The sequence below is a fragment of the Hymenobacter segetis genome, from assembly GCF_054776495.1.
Genome location: NZ_BAAHBV010000001.1, coordinates 2360867 through 2378317 on the forward strand (window position 1 = coordinate 2360867; position 17451 = coordinate 2378317).

The following is a 17451-nucleotide window of genomic DNA, read 5'->3' on the forward strand; positions in this document are numbered from 1 at the left end:
TTTGCCGGGCTTATCTGCTTCCTTCTTTTTATGACTTTTTCTGAAACGCTGGCCCTCGGGCGGCTGCCGCGCTGGTTCTGGCCGGTGCTGCTGGGGCTGAACCTGGCTTTGCACGCGCCGTTTTTCCGGCTGCCGCCGGCCAGCATCCACGTGTGGCGGCAGTGCAACACCATGGCCGTGGCCCGCAATTTATACGAGGAAGGCATGAACCCGCTGGAGCCCCGCGTGGACCGCCGGGGCGCTACCAACGGCATCACGGGCATGCAGTTTCCGTCTTACGAATGGGTGGTGGCCAGCTCCTACCACGTTTTTGGCTTCCACGAAAGCCTGCCCCGCGTCATCAACTGGCTGTTTTACATGCTGGGCGTGTGGGCGTTTTATAAGCTGGTGCAGCGCATCAGCGGGGCCGAGTGGCTGGGCGGCGTGGCCGCCTGGGGCCTGGCCTGGAGCCCCGAATTATTCTACCACGGCATCAATGCCCTGCCCGATGTGCTGGCCCTCACGGCCTCGTTGCTGGGGCTGTGGGGCTTTTTGCGCTGGCGCGATACCCGGGGCCTGGGCTGGCTGGTGTTTAGCCTGCTGGCCACCACGCTGGGCGGCCTCACCAAGCTCCAGTTTCTCATCATCGGCTTTCCCATTGGGGTGCTGGTGGTGCAGGATGCCGTGCGGCGCACCCTGGCGTGGCGCGACTGGCTGCTGCTGGCCGCCTACGCCGTGGTGGCCGTGGCCGTGCCGCTGGCCTGGTACGCCTACGCCGATTACCTCATCAAAACCTCTGGCCTGGCCGATTTCGGCCTGCTCGTGCGCCCCGAAACGGACCCGGCCGTGGCCTTTTCCATCATCAAGCACAACCTGCTTTCGGACTGGCCCGAAGTGCTACTCGGCTACGGCGGCGTGGGCCTGCTGGTGGTGGGCCTGGTGCGGGCGGCGCGGCACCTGCCCACGCGGCACCCCTGGTTCTGGCCGGCGCTGGCGTGGGCGGTGGCCCTGCTGGCCTACTACCTGCTCGAGCTGCACCAGATGAAGGAGCACGGCTACTACCAGCTGCCCCTGCTGCCCGTGCTGGTGCTGCTGGGCACCTGGGGCGCGGCCTGGCTGGCCCGGCACCCCAAGGGCCGGCCGTGGCTGCTGCTGCTGCTGCTGGCCCAGCCCGTGTGGGCGGCCATTCGGATAGACCTGAACCGCTGGATGAAGGGCGACCCCGCCGTGGCCCCCGAGCTCTTCGACCCCACCACCCGGGCGGCCCTGGAAGCGGCCACGCCCGCCGGCGCGCTCACCGTGGTGGGCCCCGACGATTCCGGCTGCAAGGACTTCTATTTCCTGCACAAAAAAGGCTTCGGCTTCGACCGCCCCGAGCAGCTGGCCGAGCCCGCCCCCAACGGCGCGCCCGGCACCTACCTGGCCCAGTGCGTGGCCCAGGGTGCCCAGTACCTCTACACCAACGATTCGCTCTCGCTGGCCAGCTCCGCCATCCGGCCGCTGCTGCGGCGGCAGGTGGCCCGCGTAGGCCAGTTCCAGGTGTGGGCCTTGCAGCCCGCCCCGTAGCTTGCCGGCTTAGTACCCTAAAAAGAGATTTCAAAGCCCTCCGGCCACGAACGGAGGCCTTTGAAATGCCGTGGAGAGTGGTCCGGTACCAGCCGGAGCACCTAAAACGACAGTGAAAATCGGCTCGGCCGTGACCGGAGGGCTTACAAATGCAGTGGAAAGCAATCCGGCCAAGACCGGAGGGGCTTCCACAGCATTTGTAAGCCCTCCGGTCACGGCCGAGCCGATTTTCACGCTATTTTTTTATTGAAAAGTGCAATCCATGCACCTTATGGAGCCTAGCGGTACTTGTCCAGCGGGTCGGGGCGGCCTTGCTCCTGAGTCATGCGCTCGTACTCACGCTGGACGCGCTGCTCGTAGCTGAAGCCACCGTAGGCCGCCACGCCCCGCGCAATCAGCCCGATGCCCCAGAAGGCGGTGACCCACAGCGGCCAGGGAATCTCGGAATGGTGCGGCATGGTGAGGGCCCAGATAAGCCACAGCATCCCGTTCACCGACAGGTACGACAGCAAGTGCGATTGAAACTTGGCGCGGGCTTTGGCCTTTTGCCACAGGTACGGGTCGCGGTTCAGGGGTTCCATGAGCTTGGGGATGAGGTTGGTTGGGATTGATGATTTAAAGGTAGCCGCCGGGCGGATACGGCCGCAAGCCGCCGTTGCCGAACGGTTGGGAAAGGCTTCCCAAGCGTCGAAAGCGGGGGCTGAACTGTAATGTCGTCGCCCCGAATTCCGGGCCGCTCCCGCCACTTACCTTATTTATCGCATCCCTGCGCGTCTCATTACACCCTACGCCGGCTCGCCCACGCCTTCCACGCGCTCGGCCACCTGCTTCATCAGCCACAGCGGGGTGCTGGTGGCCCCGCAGATGCCCACGGACTCCGCGCCCACCAGCCACTCCTCATCGATTTCGGTTTCGTTTTCGATGAAATAGCTGCGCGGGTTCACGGCATTCACCACCGAGAACAGGGCCTTGCCATTGGAGCTTTTGCGGCCGCTCACGAAGAGCACCACGTCATACTCAACAGCGAATTTGGCCAGGGCCGGCTCGCGGTTGCTCACCTGCCGGCAGATGCTGTCGTTGGCATCGAAGCTGTCCAGCGCGCCACCGGCGGCCAGGATGCGGGCCTCCATCAGCGCCTTCATCTTATAGAAGCCGGCCGTGCTCTTGGTGGTTTGGCTGAAGAGGGTGACGGGCCGGGCGAAGTCAATCTGGTCGAGGTCAGCCTCGTTCATCACGATGATGGCGCGGTTGCCAGTCTGACCCGTGAGGCCGGCCACTTCGGCGTGGCCGGGCTGGCCGTATATCACAATCTGGCCGTCCTGGCGCTGGCTCAGGTCGAAAGCGTGCTTCACGCGGTTTTGCAGCTTGAGCACCACCGGGCAGCTGGCGTCAATCAGCTCCAGGTTGTTTTGCAGGGCCAGCTGATAAGTTTCGGGTGGCTCGCCGTGGGCCCGAATGAGGACTTTGCAGTCGTGCAGCTGGCTGAGCTGCTCCCGGTCGATGATGCGCAGGCCCTGCTGATGCAGCCGCTCCACTTCCATGCTGTTGTGCACGATATCGCCGAGGCAATAGAGCGTTTTTTCGTTCGCCAGCTCGTCTTCGGCCATCTGAATGGCGAATTCAACGCCGAAACAATAGCCGGAATTTTTATCAATCGTGACCTTCATGCTGTGCCTTTAACATCACTGCGGCGGCGAGGAGTTCGCCGGGCGCAAAGGTACGGCGGCCGGGCGGTGTAAGGTGTTGGTCGTGGAATTCTGTCATCCTGAGCGCAGCGAAGGACCTTATCACGCAGGATAAATCAGCGTGATAAGGTCCTTCGCTGCGCTCAGGATGACAGATGATTTCTGGGGCCTAATCCCAGCCCGCCGCAAACAGCGCCGACGACACCCTATCCAGCACAAAATCGACCTGCTCGGTGATGGTGATGTGCGTGGTGTCGAGCAACACGGCATCGGCGGCGCGGCGCAGGGGGCTTTCGGCCCGGGTCGAGTCGAGGTAATCGCGCTTGCGCAGGTTCTCGATGATGTCTTCGAGGGGCACATGTTCGCCCTTTTCGGCTAGCTCGTCCTGGCGGCGACGGGCGCGCAGCTCCACTTCGGCGGTCATGAAGATTTTCACTTCCGCATCGGGGAACACGGTGGTGCCGATGTCGCGGCCGTCCATCACCACGCCGCGCTTGCGGCCCATTTGCTGCTGCTGGGCCACCATGGCGTGCCGCACCATCGGAATGACCGATACCTCGCTCACAGAATTGGAAATCCGCATCTGGCGAATGTCGTCCTCGCGGTTCACGCTGTTCAGGAACAGCTCGTTGCGGCCCGTGCGGCGGTGGCGGCGGAAGGTGATGCTGATTTCGCGCAGGGCCTGCTCGATACGCCCTAAGTCGGCGAAGTCGATGCCCTGCTCCAGCAGGTATAGTGTGACGGCGCGGTACATGGCCCCCGTATCAACGTAGGCGTAGTGCAGCAGCGACGCTACGGCTTTGGCTGTGGTGCTTTTGCCACAGGAGGAGTAACCATCAATGGCGATAACGAGTTGTTTCATAACGACGCGGGCGGCCATTGGCCCCGCAAGATTACGAAATCCAAGCCTTACGAGCGGCGGGCGGGGTCTTCAACCGCTGCGGAACGGAGGCAAAGAAGGCCGCTACCGAGGCGCTTTCTCCCTCATTCAGTTGCGCATCGACTAAATAAAAGGGATTAAAAAAAAATCGGCCGGCCAGCCCCACGCCGGTCGTGCCGTCCTTGCCGGTGCCCCATTCGCCCCGGTATACCTCCACCAAGCACTGCCCCAAGAAGCAGCCCAGCGCCATTACCACGCCCGGCCGCTCGGCCGGTCCCAGCTCGCCCCGTTGCGCCCGAATAAAATTATCCAGATGGGCCACACCTTCGGCATCGAAGGCCTTTAATTTCAGCTGCTGCCGCACCTGTTCAGCAGCGGCATAAATGGAATCGAGGGGGGATGGCGTGGGTTCAGACATAAGGCAAAGTAAACCACAAACGGCCGCCGGGGTTATTTGCGGGCCTGCAACAGGGCCTCGCGGCGGTGCACGGTGTAGGCCGTCAGCAGCTGCGGGGCCTCGTAACGGGTGGCCAGCTGGCCGGCCCGCAGTTGAACACAAACGGCCGGGTCGTCGGCCAACAGCGTCAGCATAAGCTGGCGGTAGCGGCCGTTTTTGGCGGGCAGCTCCTGCGTCTGGCCCGCGTGGCGCAGCAGCACGGTCTGATTGGCCCGGGGCAAAACGAATAAATCCAGCAGTGCACCGAAAAAGGAATTGCTGAAAGCATCCGCCGGGCTTATCGTAGTGGCCGGTAATGCGCCTGCCGCTGATACCACCGGCCCGTTGGGCACCGCTGGCGCATTGAGCGCCCGCAGGGTTTCGGGCGTAGGGGCCTGGAAAACCAGCACCTCGTAGCCCGCGTCGCGGTACAGGCGCTGGGCATAGCCGGCGGGCACAAGCTGGTGGCCCTTGCGCCGCACGAAGGCCGGCACCGTCACGAACGTATCGCCCCGCACCACGTAGGCGGGCACTTCGTTGGGCAGGAACAGGGCGTAGTCGGGCAGGTTTTCGGGGCGCAGGCGTACGCGGTCGGGCATGTTGGGGCCATATACTTCGGCCGGGTGCCAGCTGCCGTCGGGCAGGCGGTAACTGCCGGGGTGGCCGCCGGTGGCGTAGCGCGGCGCGGGCGTGAGGGGGTAGTCGTGCGGCTGGCTGGTAGAGGGCGTGCTCGTGGCCGCCGGGTTGCGCCGGGGCACCTGCGCTTCAACAGTGGCGGCCGTTAGTAGCAATATGACCGTAGCGCGGAGTAGCCCGCTACGCAGCAGAAAGGTTTTCATACCAGAGAAGAGCCCGCCGAACCGCTAACGGTTGCAGGGGCACGGCACCGATTTGCCGCCGCTGTGGTGCTTGTACCAGGAGGTTTTTTTCTGTTGGGCGGTGCGGCGGGCACAGCCGCCCTCGGCCAGCAACAGCGGCAGCACGAGCAGCAAAAGGGCAAGGTTCTTTTTCACCGGAAGCGGTTTTTTGTCAAATATAAGGTTCTTTGCCGACGCAAAACCGGCAGTGGGTCGGTTTGCTTCTCGCCCTACTTCCCTCCCATGCCTGTTGATTTCTCGCTCACGGCCAACGTCGTCGACATCTTCGCCCGTTCCATTCAGCCCGCCGTTATTCAGATTGAAGGCGGCCGCATCGCCGCCATCGCCCCTATCAGTGATGCCGAGGCCGACCCCACCCTGCCCTACGTGCTGCCCGGTTTTGTCGATGCCCACGTCCACGTCGAAAGCTCCCTGCTGGTGCCCACCGAATTTGCCCGCCTGGCCGTGACGCACGGCACGGTGGCCACCGTGAGCGACCCGCACGAAATCGGCAACGTGCTGGGCGTGGCCGGGGTGGAATTTATGCTAGAAAACGCGGCGCATTCGCCCTTCAAGTTCTGCTTCGGCGCGCCGAGTTGCGTGCCGGCCACGCCGTTTGAAACAGCCGGGGCCGAAATCACGGTGGCGGACATCAAAAAGCTATTTGAAAACCCCAAAATCGGCTACCTGGCCGAGATGATGAACTGGCCCGGCGTGCTGCACCGCGATGCCGACGTGATGGCCAAAATTGCCCTGGCCCACGCCGCCGGCCGCCCCGTAGACGGCCATGCCCCCGGCCTGCGCGCCGACGACGCGGCCCACTACGCCAGCGCCGGCATCAGCACCGACCACGAGTGCTTCACCGCCGCCGAGGCTCTCGACAAGCTGGCCGTGGGCATGAAAATCCTCATCCGCGAGGGTTCGGCCGCCCGCAACTTCGATGCCCTCATCGAGCTGATGCCCGAGCACTACCACCACCTCATGTTCTGCTCCGACGACAAGCACCCCGATACGCTCGTGCTGGGCCACATCAACCAGCTGGTGCAGCGCGCCGTGGCCCTCGGCAACGACGTATTCAACGTGCTGCGCGTGGCCTGTATCAACCCCGTGAAGCACTACCACCTGCCCGTGGGCCTGCTGGGCGAAGGCGACCCCGCCGACTTCATTGTGGTAAAAGACCTGCGCGATTTCGAGGTGCTGCAAACCTACCTCAACGGTGAGCTGGTGGCCGAAAATGGCCAGTCGCTGCTGCCCGCCGCGCCCATTGCGGTGGTCAATAACTTCCACGCTCAGCCCGTGACGGCCGCCGATTTCCGGCTGCCCACTACTAAGAAATCGGCCACAATTCGCGTTATTGAGTGTTTCGACGGCCAGCTCATCACGGCCCGCGTGGACCTGCCGGCAACCATCGAAAACGGCTTGGTGGTGCCTGACGTGGCCGCCGACGTGCTCAAGCTGGCCGTTATCAACCGCTATCAGCCGCACGTAGCGCCGGCCATCGCCTTCATCCAGGGTTTCGGACTGAAGCACGGCGCGCTGGCCAGCAGCGTGGGCCACGACTCGCACAACATCACCGCCGTGGGCTGCGACGACGAAAGCCTGGCCCGCGCCGTAAACCTCGTTATCCAAGCCAAAGGTGGCTTGGCCGCCGTGGGGGCCGATGGCCAGGAAATCCTGGTGCCGCTGCCCGTGGCCGGCCTCATGTCGGACCAGGATGGCACGGCTGTGGCCAGCGCCTACGCCGCTGTCGATGCGCTTTCCAAGCAGTTGGGTTCCCCGCTGGGCGCGCCGTTTATGACGCTTTCCTTTATGGCGCTGCTTGTTATTCCCAGCCTCAAACTGAGCGACAAAGGCTTATTTGATGGGCAGCAATTCACGTTTGTGGATGCGGTGGAATAAACGAGGTGCAATTTTTAGCGCGGTTTATGCGTAGGGTGCGGGGCCTGACCCCGCCCGGCGTGCGAACGATACCTGCTACAGGTCGTTCAACGACGGGCGGGGGAAGGCCCCGCCCCTACCCCGTTCGTTATGAAACTGCTACCTCTTTCTTTATCCCCATGCTTAGTCGGTTGCGTTCTGCTGCTGGCGGCTCTATCAGCCCACCCCGCCACTGCCCAGAAGTACCGCACGGCCGCCGGCATCCGTAGCGACGGCAGCAACTACGGCGTCACCATTCAACAACTCATTCTGCCCAAAACCACGATTGAAGGGTTGGGCATGTTCGCGCCCCGCGAGCGCAGCGCCACGGTACTAGCCGAGCGTCACTTCGGCATCCTGGGCCCCAGCCTGAACTATTATTTCGGCGCGGGCGGCCACTACGGCAACAACCGCGACACCGGCAACTTCTGGGGATTTGATGGGATGGTGGGCGTCGAATACAAAATAGCCTTCATTCCTTTTGTCGTTTCCTTCGATTTTAAGCCTACTATCGAGTACGGCTCGGACGATTGGAACCGGTTTCCTACGGCGGTTTCGGTGCGGTATATCTTTCTTAAGAAAAAGAAAACCGGGATTTTCCGGGCGCTGGATGGGCTGTAAATCAAAAGCCCCGACCACTATAAAGGGCCGGGGCTTTTGACTTTTTGGCTTCATCACATCTCAAGGGTTTGTCGCGTTGAGAGGACGGATTGCCGCGTTTCGCTCGCAATGACAGGCGATTTACTGGAAACGCTTTTCCAGCAGCTTGCGCATCTTTTCCTCGGTGAGGGGCTTAGTGAGGTATTCTACGTTGGGGTACTGGGCCACGCGGGCGGTATCGGCCCCGTGCATTGATGTGGTGAGCACGGCCATTACGGTCTGGTCCTGCACGGGCTGGGGCAGGGCATTGTAGAGTTCCAGGAACTCGAAGCCGGACACGCCCGGCATTTTCAGGTCGACGAACACGAGGTCGGGCGCGGGCACGCTGCTCTCGGCGGTGTTATCGCCCCAGAGCTGCTCGAAGGCTTCGTCGGCCCGCGAGAACGTGCTGACGTGGTCGGCTACCGCCAGACGGCCCAGCAGGCGGTTGTTGAGAAAGCTCGTGGTTTCGTTATCGTCAACGAGTACAATGTGATTCAAGTTAGTAGACATATTGTCGTGCTAAAAAACAAGCTTTTACGAAGATAACAACCCGACTGCGCCCCCGCAATGGCCCAGCTTACTTACAGCCAGCCCTGAGCGCGCATCCAGTCGTCGTTGTAGATTTTGCCGAGGTAGCGGGTGCCGTGGTCGGGCAGGATGATGACCATCGTGTCGTCCTCTTTCAGGTGCTCGCGGGCGTACTCCAGGGCCCCAAAAACGGCCGAGCCGCAGCTCCAGCCCACAAACAGGCCTTCTTCCTTGGCCAGGCGGCGGGTCATCACGGCGGCGTCCTCGTCGGTTACTTTGATGAACAAATCGATAACATCGAAGTCCACGTTCTTGGGCAAAATATCTTCGCCGATACCTTCCGTTTTGTAGGGGTAGATTTCGTTTTCGTCGAAGATGCCCGTTTCCTTGTATTTCTTGAACACCGAGCCGTAGGTGTCGAGGCCGATGGCCACGATGGCGGGGTTCTGTTCCTTGAGGTACTTGCTCACGCCGCAAATGGTGCCGCCCGTGCCCACGCCGGCCGCCCAGTGCGTGATTTTACCCTCCGTTTGCTCCCAGATTTCGGGGCCGGTGGTGTCGTAGTGCGCGGCGGTGTTCGAGAGGTTGTCGTATTGGTTGGGGTAGAAGGAATTCGGGGTTTCCTGGCTCAGGCGGCGGGCTACCGAGTAGTAGCTGCGCGGGTCTTCGGGGGCTACGTCGACGGGGCACACCACCACTTCGGCCCCCACGGCGCGCAGGATGTCCTGCTTTTCCTTGCTCTGCTTGTCGCTCATCACGAAGATGGTTTTGTAGCCTTTGGCGATGGCGGCCAGGGCCAGGCCCATGCCGGTGTTGCCGCTGGTGCCTTCGATGATGGTGCCGCCGGGCTTGAGGATACCGGCTTTTTCGGCATCTTCAATCATGCGGATGGCCATTCGGTCTTTCACCGAGTTGCCGGGGTTGAAATACTCGACTTTGGCCAGCACGGTGCCTTTAATGCCGTCGGTTACTTTGTTGAGCTTGACGAGGGGCGTGTGGCCGACGGCCTCAATGACGTGGTTGAAATACATCGAAAAATGATGGGTGGGGTAATGGGATGTGAGGGTACAAAGGTAAGGATTTCGGCGGCGGGGTGGGGTTGAAGAAATATTTACGGAACGTCATGCAGAGCGCAGCGAAGCATCTTGCCCGCGCAACGCAATCCAATCGACAGATTTAGTAATGGCGGGCAAGATGCTTCGTTGCGCTCTGCATGACGTTCTGAATAATGCTCTGCACTACGTTCTGATAATGCTCAGCACGACGTTCTGCGCACGCTCCGCATGACGTTCAACCGATTGCATAACTTCTGCCTTGCCCTAGCCCCAAAATCCCCTACTTTTGCACCACCGTTGCCCGTCCGGGCTTCCCTCCCCCACTCCATCAATATCCCAAAAACACCTCCGAATGAGCGTTCTGGTCAATAAAGATTCCAAGGTTATCGTACAGGGCTTCACCGGCTCCGAGGGCTCGTTCCACGCCCAGCAAATGATGGAGTACGGCACCAACGTGGTGGGCGGCGTGACGCCCGGCAAAGGCGGCTCCGAGCACCTCGGCCGTCCCGTGTTCAACACCGTGGCCGATGCCGTGGAAAAAGCCGGTGCCGACACCAGCATCATTTTCGTGCCCCCGGCTTTCGCCGCCGACGCTATTATGGAAGCCGCTGACGCGGGCATCAAGGTGATTATCACCATTACCGAAGGCATCCCGACCAAGGACATGATTGCCGTGAAGCAGTACCTCTCGGAGCGCCCCAGCGTGACGATGATTGGGCCGAACTGCCCCGGCGTGATGACCGCCGGCGAGTGCAAAGTGGGCATCATGCCCGGCTTCATCTTCACCAAAGGCAAAATCGGCATCGTGTCCAAGTCGGGTACGCTGACCTATGAAGCCGTTGACCAGCTCACCAAAGCCGGCCTGGGCCAGACCACGGCCATCGGCATCGGCGGCGACCCCATCATCGGCACCACCACCAAGCAGGCGGTAGAATTGCTGATGAACGACCCCGAAACCGAAGGCATCGTGATGATTGGCGAAATCGGCGGCGGCATGGAAGCCGAAGCCGCTCGTTGGATTAAAGAAACCGGCAACAAGAAGCCCGTGGTAGGCTTCATCGCTGGCCAGACGGCTCCTCCCGGCCGCCGCATGGGCCACGCCGGTGCCATCGTAGGCGGTGCCGATGATACGGCCGCTGCTAAAATGGCCATCATGCGCGAGTGCGGCATCCACGTGGTGGATTCGCCCGCCGAGATTGGCGATACCATGCTGCGCGTGCTGGGCGGCAAATAATCCGTTCACAACCTGAATCAGCAAGTACATTTGAGTCCCGGCTTCGGCCGGGACTTTTTTGTTTATTCCTTTCCCCATCCCCTATGCCGTTTACCCTGCGCTATAGTTGGATAGCAGTTGTCTTGCTGCTTGCCGCTTGTAAAAAAGAAGAAATCGAGAAAATCGTGGTGCGGGACCGGCAGTATAGCTGGGCCCCGGTGGCTCCCTTCTCGGGCTTCAGCAACATCATTCTGGGAATAGGCAAGGGCCCCGATGGGCTATATATGCAGCAGCCGGGCGCCTTCACTACCCTAGAGCTACGAAATGGAAGAAGCTTTTTTCAGGAATATGCCTCTCCGGTTTCTACCGATATCAGAGCCCGTTTGCCCATTGGGTCGCAGTACTTCGTGTCGTACATGGGAACGGATGTGGCCATCATCCCCAATAAGCAGCCGGTTACGGGCCAGTACTACCAGCATATTCAGCTCAATCGGCTGGACCCGCAGGCCCAGCTAGTGCCCACGGGGTATCGTTCGTATTTCAAGATGGGGGCCATTAGTGCGAACGGTTATCTGCTGTTCAGCTACCTCACCCGCGATATGTTCATGGACAGCCAGATGCACCTGGTGCTGGCCCAAGTGCCTCCTTTCGACGCCACCGGCGCCCCGTCGCAGTCCATGCCAACGCCCCGCGTTATCACCATTCCCATCGTGGGCTCCCCCACCTACCCCTCTTTCCCAACCTTGATTACGGCCATCGACAACTACTTTTTGGTTGATTGCGGCGTCCAGGGCGTGTTTCGGATTGAGCAGAACGGCACCTACCGCCAGGTGCTGAATAAGGAGTACTCCGTGGAAACATTTTACAAGTGGCACGGCCGGGTGTATGCCCACATGGGCACCAACCAGCTGGGAATTTCCGACGATGATGGCCTGACCTGGAATATCGCCTCGGGGGCCTCGAGCATTCTTCGCTTCAACTCCATGCACCCGGTGGGCGACAGCCTGGTGGGCATTTACCACGCCACGGGCTCCAACCAGCTATTCACGCTCAAAGTGAGCAGCACGGGCTACCGGGCCCGGCTGCTGAAGAACGACGGCCTGGAAAATCTGGAGCTGAACGGCCTGGAAACCTGGCGCGACACCGTGTATCTGGCCACCAGCGGCGGGCTGTTTAAAAAGCCAGTCAAGACCTTCTTCGAAGACCAGAAAAAATAGCGCTGGCTACTCGTCCAGCGTGGTGTTCTTGTCCAGATTAATCACAATGCCGACCTGAAACACCGAATTGGCGGCTTTCAGGTACTTATTGTTGCGGAAGCCGAAAATCTGGCCGCTGATTAATTGCAATTGCACCGGTCCCGCAATCTGGGTGCGGGTGAAGGTGATGGGCTCGAAAAAGACGTTGCTTTCGCCGGGGGCGGCCAGGCCGTCGATTTTGAAGTTGTTGAGTTGCATGTAGCTCAGGCGCATGGCCGCGCCGTAGGTGAGCGGGAAGTCGTGGTTGAACAGGTGCAGGCTGTTCTGCTTCTTCTTGGCGTAGTTCACCTGGGCGAAGACTTTGGACAGGCTGCCATCGAGGGTGCGGGAGGTGATTTGAGCTTCGTTGCGCTCGATGCGCTCGGTGCTGCCGCCGCCGCCGCCCACGTATACTTCCAGCACGCGCTTGTCGGGCAGGCGGGTAAAGTAGCCGAGGCTGGCTTCGCCGAAGTCGATGTTTTCAGTTTTGTCGGATTTTTTGCGGTGCAGGGAGGAGAAGGTGCCGGCTACCGCGAGGTGGTTGGTGAGGCCGTAGGCCCCTTGCAGGGCGTAGTTGGTGTGCTGGTTGGTGCTCACGGTGCCGTAGAACTCGCCCTGGTGCGTGAGCATGGGCGCATGCGGCGGCGGCGGAAAATACAGCGAGGCGCAGCCCGTGAGGCCCGATGAAACCGATAAGAAAGTCAGACGCAGCAAATGCTTCATGGGGCGGGGCGAGGCGGGGCAAAGATTGGGGCAGGCAACGCCCGATGCGGCAATTTCGTGTTTCTGCCCGACATTCCCCCGGATTTGCCGGGCCGGGCTCAGTCGCTGGAGTAAGCCGGGCCGTATGTAAGGGCAATTAATCCCCTCACTGTGCCCGCTATGCCTGCCGATTCGTTTGATGCCATCATTATTGGAGCCGGCCAGGCCGGTACGCCGCTTTCCTATGCCCTAGCCGAAGCCGGCCGCCGCGTGGCCTTCATTGAGAGCGACTTTCTGGGCGGCTCTTGTATCAACTACGGCTGCGCGCCTACCAAGGCGCTGCTGGCTTCGGCCCAGCGGGCCCACCATGTGCGCACGGCCGGGGCGCTGGGCATCAAAGCGCCGGAGCCGGTGGTGGATTTCGGGGCGGTGATTGAGCGGATGCATACGCTACGCCAGAACTCGCGCGACAGCCTGCACCGCAAGATTACGGAGGACCGCGACGGCATTACGCTTATTCGGGGGTGGGCGCGGTTCACGGCCCCGCACACTTTGCAAGTGGCGCTGGTGGGCGGCGGCGAGCAGCAGCTCACGGCCCCGCTCATCTTCATCAATACCGGCACCTCGGCCGCCGTGCCCAACATTGAGGGGCTGGCCGACAGCGGCTACCTCACCAGCGACTCGCTACTGCTGCACCTGACGAAGCAGCCGGAACACCTGCTCATCTTGGGCGGCAGCTACATTGGGGTTGAGTTCAGCCAGATGTTCCGGCGCTTGGGCAGCCGCGTCACAGTCATCGACAGCAAGCCGCGCATGATGTCGCGCGAAGATGCCGACGTGAGCCACCCGCTGGAAGAATGCCTCACCGAATCCGGCGTGGGGCTGGTGCTGAGCGCCGAAACCCGCCGCGTGACCCGCGCCGCTGATGGCACCATCACCCTCACGGTGACGACCAAGGACGGCGAGCGCCGCCTGCACGGCAGCCACCTGCTGGTAGCAGTGGGCCGCGAGCCCAACACCCGCGACCTCGGCCTGGAGCACACCAACATCACCCTCAATAAGAAAGGCTACATCGAAGTAAACGAGCACCTGCAAACTGGCACGCGCGGCGTGTACGCGCTGGGCGACGTGAAGGGCGGCCCCCAGTTCACCCACGTCAGCTACGACGACTACCGCATTGTGCGCGATGCGCTGCTGCATAATAGCAAGCGCACTACGGCAGACCGGCCCCTCCCCTACGTAGTGTTCACAGAGCCGCAACTGGGCCGCATTGGCCTCTCGAAGAATCAGGCGAAGGAGCAGGGCCTGGCCTACCGGGTGAGCCGGCTGCCGGTTCGCACCATCGGGCGGGCGGTGCAGACGGGCGAAACCGATGGCTTCATCGAGGTGCTGGTGGGCGAAGACGACCGCCTGCTGGGCGCGGCCGTGTTCTGCGAGCAGGGCGGCGAAATCATGACCATGTTTCAGCTGGCGATGGCGGGCAAATTGCGCTACCAGGACTTGCAGGACATGATTCTGGCCCACCCCACCTGGGCCGAGGTGCTGAACAACGCGTTTCAGCGGCTGAAACCGGGGGAGTAATGCTCGTACAGCCGTCAGGCCGGGACCTACGCGGGCTGCTGGTTGGTGAAAGTCGTTGGCTTCTCCTCCAGAAACTCGCGTACTGAGGCCGAGTCGTTCAGCACCTTCAGCACCACCAGATGCAACAGGGTGGTGAGGCTGTAGCCTAGCAAGGGCTGGCCCCATTTCCAGGAGGTGAACAGAATGAGGGCACCGAACAGAAATTGGAGCCCGTTCAGGAACAGGGCGAAGGTGCGCGCGTGCTTCCACCGCCCAAACAGCAGCAGAATCATCAGCGCGTTCAGGTCTTGGCCGTGGCCGACGTTGCCCGTTTCGCTCACGAACCACAGTTTATAGTGGGCCGGCAGCCAAGAACTGAGCAGCATGCACGCCGAAACCAAAACCAGGAGCCAGAAACCTTTGCCAGTGATGCGCATGATGACGAAACAAGCGGTGGTGAGGAGCAATTCAATACGCAAAGAAAGGTCGGCGGTTGGGCCGAAGCAAGCCCGCGCCGGGACTGGTTACCAATGGGTTTGGCAGTGTTTCCGTGCCTCCGGCAATCCATTTGATGATTCCAGCCATTCACTCGCCCTATGCAGGAAGTGAAATAAATTTGGCCAGGTCAGCATAATTTATTTCACTTAATGACGCATGAGCAAACCCAAATGGTAACTTGCCCATCCTAAAAAGCTTGCTCAGCAAACACCCGTCATAAAGCCAAAGGGTAATAAAGACCGCTGCGCAAGGTGCTCCAACAGGTGCGCAAGGAGCAAGCCGGCGATACTGCCGAAACGAAAGGCCCGAAAGCGGCTTAGGTTTCGGGGAGTTATTTGGTAATAGAAAAGGGCACCCGCGCATGGCGTGGGTGCCCTTTTCTATTACGGCGAATTGCTGGCATTGCTGGCGCGAGTTTACTGATTAGGCAATACATCATATTTAAATATCACTGAGTCATCATCCCCGCTTTTATTAGCGTGGTACTCTCTCGTACTCCTTATTGATATGTAAATCTTAGTTCCCAGACCAATATGCTCTTTCAAAATTGTTAACTGTAACACTCGACTCTTCTGCCACTCATTATGGCGAATACTATATTCTAGTTCCTCGCCTTGAGGGTCTGTTGCAGACACGATGTATTCCAAAACATCTCCTTCACGAAGCAATTTGCCAGTTCTTACAATACCATACTCATCTACTTTCCAACTATTACCATAATTATCATGGACGCTTTCAATTCTTGGAAAGTAATCTGCACCTGTTTCTTGCATACTTCTAAATTTTGTGATTCTATTTCGAATTTCACCTGTAATTCCTACCACAAGATGCTTTTGATACGTCAATAACTCACGGCCATGTGCATTGGAATTTCTATAATTTTCAAGCATTCCAAGCAAGGCATCTACTTCCTTTTTTTCGCCTAAAGCAGCACTAAATATGTCCCAATTTTTATTGAGCATATTTCTTAAGTCATAGAAATCTGAATAATAAATAAGTCGTGGGTCGCAAGAAGAGTGCTTTTGTTTCTTATTCTCAATTTCAAGTTTCTCTTTCCATTTGGCGATTCTATCATCTGGCAACCCGCATTTACTAAACCAATCTGGTCCGAATTTTTTATCGAGTCCCGCAGAAATAAAATCTCTCAAAACGTTTTCTACGTCTTGAAGGGCTTGCTTTTCGTTCATAGTTTAAAATGCAAAACCCCCGCGCCAGCCAAAGCCGACGCGGGGGTTTCTATTGGTGCTTAGGCAGCAGCCAAGCTACTACATATTCTTAATAATCTCCTGGCCGAATTCGCTCGTTTTGAGGAGGGTGGCACCTTCCATCTGGCGTTCGAAGTCGTAGGTCACGCGCTTGCTGGCGATGGCGGCTTCGAGGCCTTTGTTGATGAGGGCGGCGGCCTCTTTCCAGCCCATGTACTCCAGCATCATCACGCCGGAGAGGATAACCGAACCGGGGTTCACCTTGTCCTGGTTGGCGTATTTGGGGGCCGTGCCGTGGGTGGCTTCAAAGATGGCGTGGCCGGTGGTGTAGTTGATGTTGGCACCCGGCGCGATGCCGATACCGCCCACGATGGCCGCCAGCGCATCGGAGATGTAGTCGCCGTTCAGGTTCAGGGTGGCTACCACCGAGTACTCCGAGGGGCGCAGCAGAATCTGTTGCAGGAAGGCATCGGCGATGCTGTCCTTGATGATGAGCTTGCCCTGGTCCACGGCCTGCTTTTGCAGCGCGTCGGCCACAGCCACGCCCTGCTTGGCCACGATTTTATCGTACTGGGCCCAGGTGAACACCTTCGCGCCAAATTCCTTTTCGGCCAGTTCGTAGCCCCAGGTTTTGAACGCGCCTTCGGTGAACTTCATGATGTTGCCCTTGTGCACGATGGTCACCGAAGGCTTCTTGTTGTCCAGCGCGTACTTGATGGCGGCGCGCACGAGGCGCTCGGTGCCTTCCTTGCTCACGGGCTTGATGCCGAACGAGGACGACTCGGGGAAGCGGATTTTCTTCACGCCCATCTCGTCCTGCAGGAATTCGAGCATTTTCTGGGCCTGGGGCGTACCGTTCATATACTCGATGCCGGCGTAGATGTCCTCCGTGTTCTCGCGGAAGATGACCATGTCGGTCAGTTCCGGGTGCTTCACCGGCGAGGGCACGCCGTCGTAGTAGCGCACGGGGCGCACGCAGGCATACAGGTCCAGCTCCTGGCGCAGGGCCACGTTCAGCGAGCGGATGCCGCCGCCCACGGGCGTGGTCAGCGGGCCTTTGATGCCCACGAGGTATTCGCGGAACGCGTCGAGGGTTTCGGTGGGCAGCCAGTTGGTGGTGGCTTTGTAGGCTTTCTCACCGGCCAGCACTTCCTTCCACACCAGCTGCTTTTTGCCGCCGTAGGCTTTCTCCACCGCCGCGTCGAACACCAGCTTGGAAGCACGCCAGATGTCCGGCCCGGTCCCGTCGCCCTCGATGAAGGGAATCGTGGGTTTGTCCGGAACGGTCAGCTTGCCGTTTTTAATGGTGATTTTTTGCTCTGCCATGTGGTCGTCTATTAAGCGTGTTCGAGTTTGATTTTACTATTCGGAACGGGGGAACCTCACCCCCTAGCCCCCTATCCAAAAAAGGGGGAACTAGTTCTGGTTTTATTTCTAGCCTGAGAACTGTTCCAGCATGGGCTAGAAACGAGTCCCCCCCTCTCTGGGGGAGA

Annotated in this window: 17 protein-coding genes and 1 pseudogene; 6 read left to right on the forward strand and 12 right to left on the reverse strand. The window is 60.0% G+C overall.

The features are described from left to right. The first annotated feature begins 30 nt into the window (after positions 1 to 30). A complete protein-coding gene (locus ACYU70_RS09860) occupies positions 31 to 1545 on the forward strand; it encodes an ArnT family glycosyltransferase (protein ID WP_342296946.1) in 1515 nt (504 codons plus the stop codon). Between the two features lie 278 nt (positions 1546 to 1823). Here ACYU70_RS09860 and ACYU70_RS09865 read toward each other — a convergent pair whose 3' ends face one another. The 6 genes from ACYU70_RS09865 to ACYU70_RS09890 form a co-directional block, all read right to left on the reverse strand. After that, entirely contained in the window at positions 1824 to 2126 is a 303-nt protein-coding gene (locus ACYU70_RS09865; RefSeq protein ID WP_342296945.1) for a 2TM domain-containing protein, read from the reverse strand. A gap of 204 nt (positions 2127 to 2330) precedes the next feature. Next, positions 2331 to 3212, reverse strand: a complete 882-nt coding sequence (locus tag ACYU70_RS09870) for a 4-hydroxy-3-methylbut-2-enyl diphosphate reductase (RefSeq protein WP_342296944.1) — start codon at positions 3210 to 3212, stop codon at positions 2331 to 2333. 187 nt (positions 3213 to 3399) lie between these two features. Then, positions 3400 to 4092: a (d)CMP kinase gene (gene cmk / locus ACYU70_RS09875; RefSeq protein ID WP_342296942.1), complete on the reverse strand. Its 693-nt coding sequence runs from the start codon at positions 4090 to 4092 to the stop codon at positions 3400 to 3402. A 31-nt stretch (positions 4093 to 4123) separates the two neighbouring features. After that, positions 4124 to 4528: a hypothetical protein gene (locus ACYU70_RS09880; RefSeq protein ID WP_342296941.1), complete on the reverse strand. Its 405-nt coding sequence runs from the start codon at positions 4526 to 4528 to the stop codon at positions 4124 to 4126. Positions 4529 to 4560: 32 nt separating this feature from the next. Then, positions 4561 to 5385, reverse strand: coding sequence for a hypothetical protein (locus tag ACYU70_RS09885; RefSeq protein ID WP_342296939.1), 825 nt, complete (start codon positions 5383 to 5385; stop codon positions 4561 to 4563). Between the two features lie 24 nt (positions 5386 to 5409). Further along, positions 5410 to 5559, reverse strand: a complete 150-nt coding sequence (locus ACYU70_RS09890; RefSeq protein WP_342296938.1) for a hypothetical protein — start codon at positions 5557 to 5559, stop codon at positions 5410 to 5412. An 87-nt stretch (positions 5560 to 5646) separates the two neighbouring features. Here ACYU70_RS09890 and ade point away from each other — a divergent pair, with 87 nt between their 5' ends. Beyond that, positions 5647 to 7302, forward strand: coding sequence for an adenine deaminase (ade, locus tag ACYU70_RS09895; RefSeq protein WP_342296937.1), 1656 nt, complete (start codon positions 5647 to 5649; stop codon positions 7300 to 7302). 129 nt (positions 7303 to 7431) lie between these two features. Next, entirely contained in the window at positions 7432 to 7941 is a 510-nt protein-coding gene (locus tag ACYU70_RS09900) for a hypothetical protein (protein WP_342296935.1), read from the forward strand. A 120-nt stretch (positions 7942 to 8061) separates the two neighbouring features. Here ACYU70_RS09900 and ACYU70_RS09905 read toward each other — a convergent pair whose 3' ends face one another. After that, complete coding sequence (locus ACYU70_RS09905) at positions 8062 to 8472, reverse strand: response regulator (protein ID WP_342296934.1); 411 nt, start codon at positions 8470 to 8472, stop codon at positions 8062 to 8064. A 74-nt stretch (positions 8473 to 8546) separates the two neighbouring features. After that, a pseudogene (locus tag ACYU70_RS09910) lies at positions 8547 to 9521 on the reverse strand (PLP-dependent cysteine synthase family protein); the annotation flags it as partial. A gap of 376 nt (positions 9522 to 9897) precedes the next feature. Here ACYU70_RS09910 and sucD point away from each other — a divergent pair. Both sucD and ACYU70_RS09920 read left to right on the forward strand, forming a co-directional pair. Continuing rightward, entirely contained in the window at positions 9898 to 10779 is an 882-nt protein-coding gene (sucD, locus tag ACYU70_RS09915) for a succinate--CoA ligase subunit alpha (protein WP_342296933.1), read from the forward strand. An 83-nt stretch (positions 10780 to 10862) separates the two neighbouring features. After that, complete coding sequence (locus ACYU70_RS09920) at positions 10863 to 11975, forward strand: hypothetical protein (protein WP_342296931.1); 1113 nt, start codon at positions 10863 to 10865, stop codon at positions 11973 to 11975. A 6-nt stretch (positions 11976 to 11981) separates the two neighbouring features. On the opposite strand, the gene ACYU70_RS09925 is transcribed toward ACYU70_RS09920, so the two are convergent. Next, positions 11982 to 12716, reverse strand: a complete 735-nt coding sequence (locus ACYU70_RS09925) for a hypothetical protein (protein WP_342296929.1) — start codon at positions 12714 to 12716, stop codon at positions 11982 to 11984. A gap of 159 nt (positions 12717 to 12875) precedes the next feature. Between ACYU70_RS09925 and ACYU70_RS09930 the strand changes: the two genes are divergently transcribed. After that, positions 12876 to 14276 carry a mercuric reductase gene (locus ACYU70_RS09930; RefSeq protein ID WP_342296927.1) on the forward strand — a complete coding sequence of 467 codons (1401 nt, stop codon included), beginning with the start codon at positions 12876 to 12878 and terminating at the stop codon, positions 14274 to 14276. Positions 14277 to 14302: 26 nt separating this feature from the next. Here the strand turns inward: ACYU70_RS09930 and ACYU70_RS09935 are convergent, their stop codons facing one another. The 3 genes from ACYU70_RS09935 to icd all read right to left on the reverse strand — a co-directional run bounded on the left by ACYU70_RS09935 (position 14303) and on the right by icd (position 17284). After that, complete coding sequence (locus ACYU70_RS09935) at positions 14303 to 14734, reverse strand: hypothetical protein (RefSeq protein WP_460615976.1); 432 nt, start codon at positions 14732 to 14734, stop codon at positions 14303 to 14305. Positions 14735 to 15169: 435 nt separating this feature from the next. Beyond that, complete coding sequence (locus ACYU70_RS09940) at positions 15170 to 15940, reverse strand: Swt1 family HEPN domain-containing protein (protein WP_342296923.1); 771 nt, start codon at positions 15938 to 15940, stop codon at positions 15170 to 15172. Between the two features lie 78 nt (positions 15941 to 16018). After that, entirely contained in the window at positions 16019 to 17284 is a 1266-nt protein-coding gene (gene icd, locus ACYU70_RS09945) for an NADP-dependent isocitrate dehydrogenase (RefSeq protein WP_342296922.1), read from the reverse strand. Between the last annotated feature and the right edge of the window lie 167 nt (positions 17285 to 17451).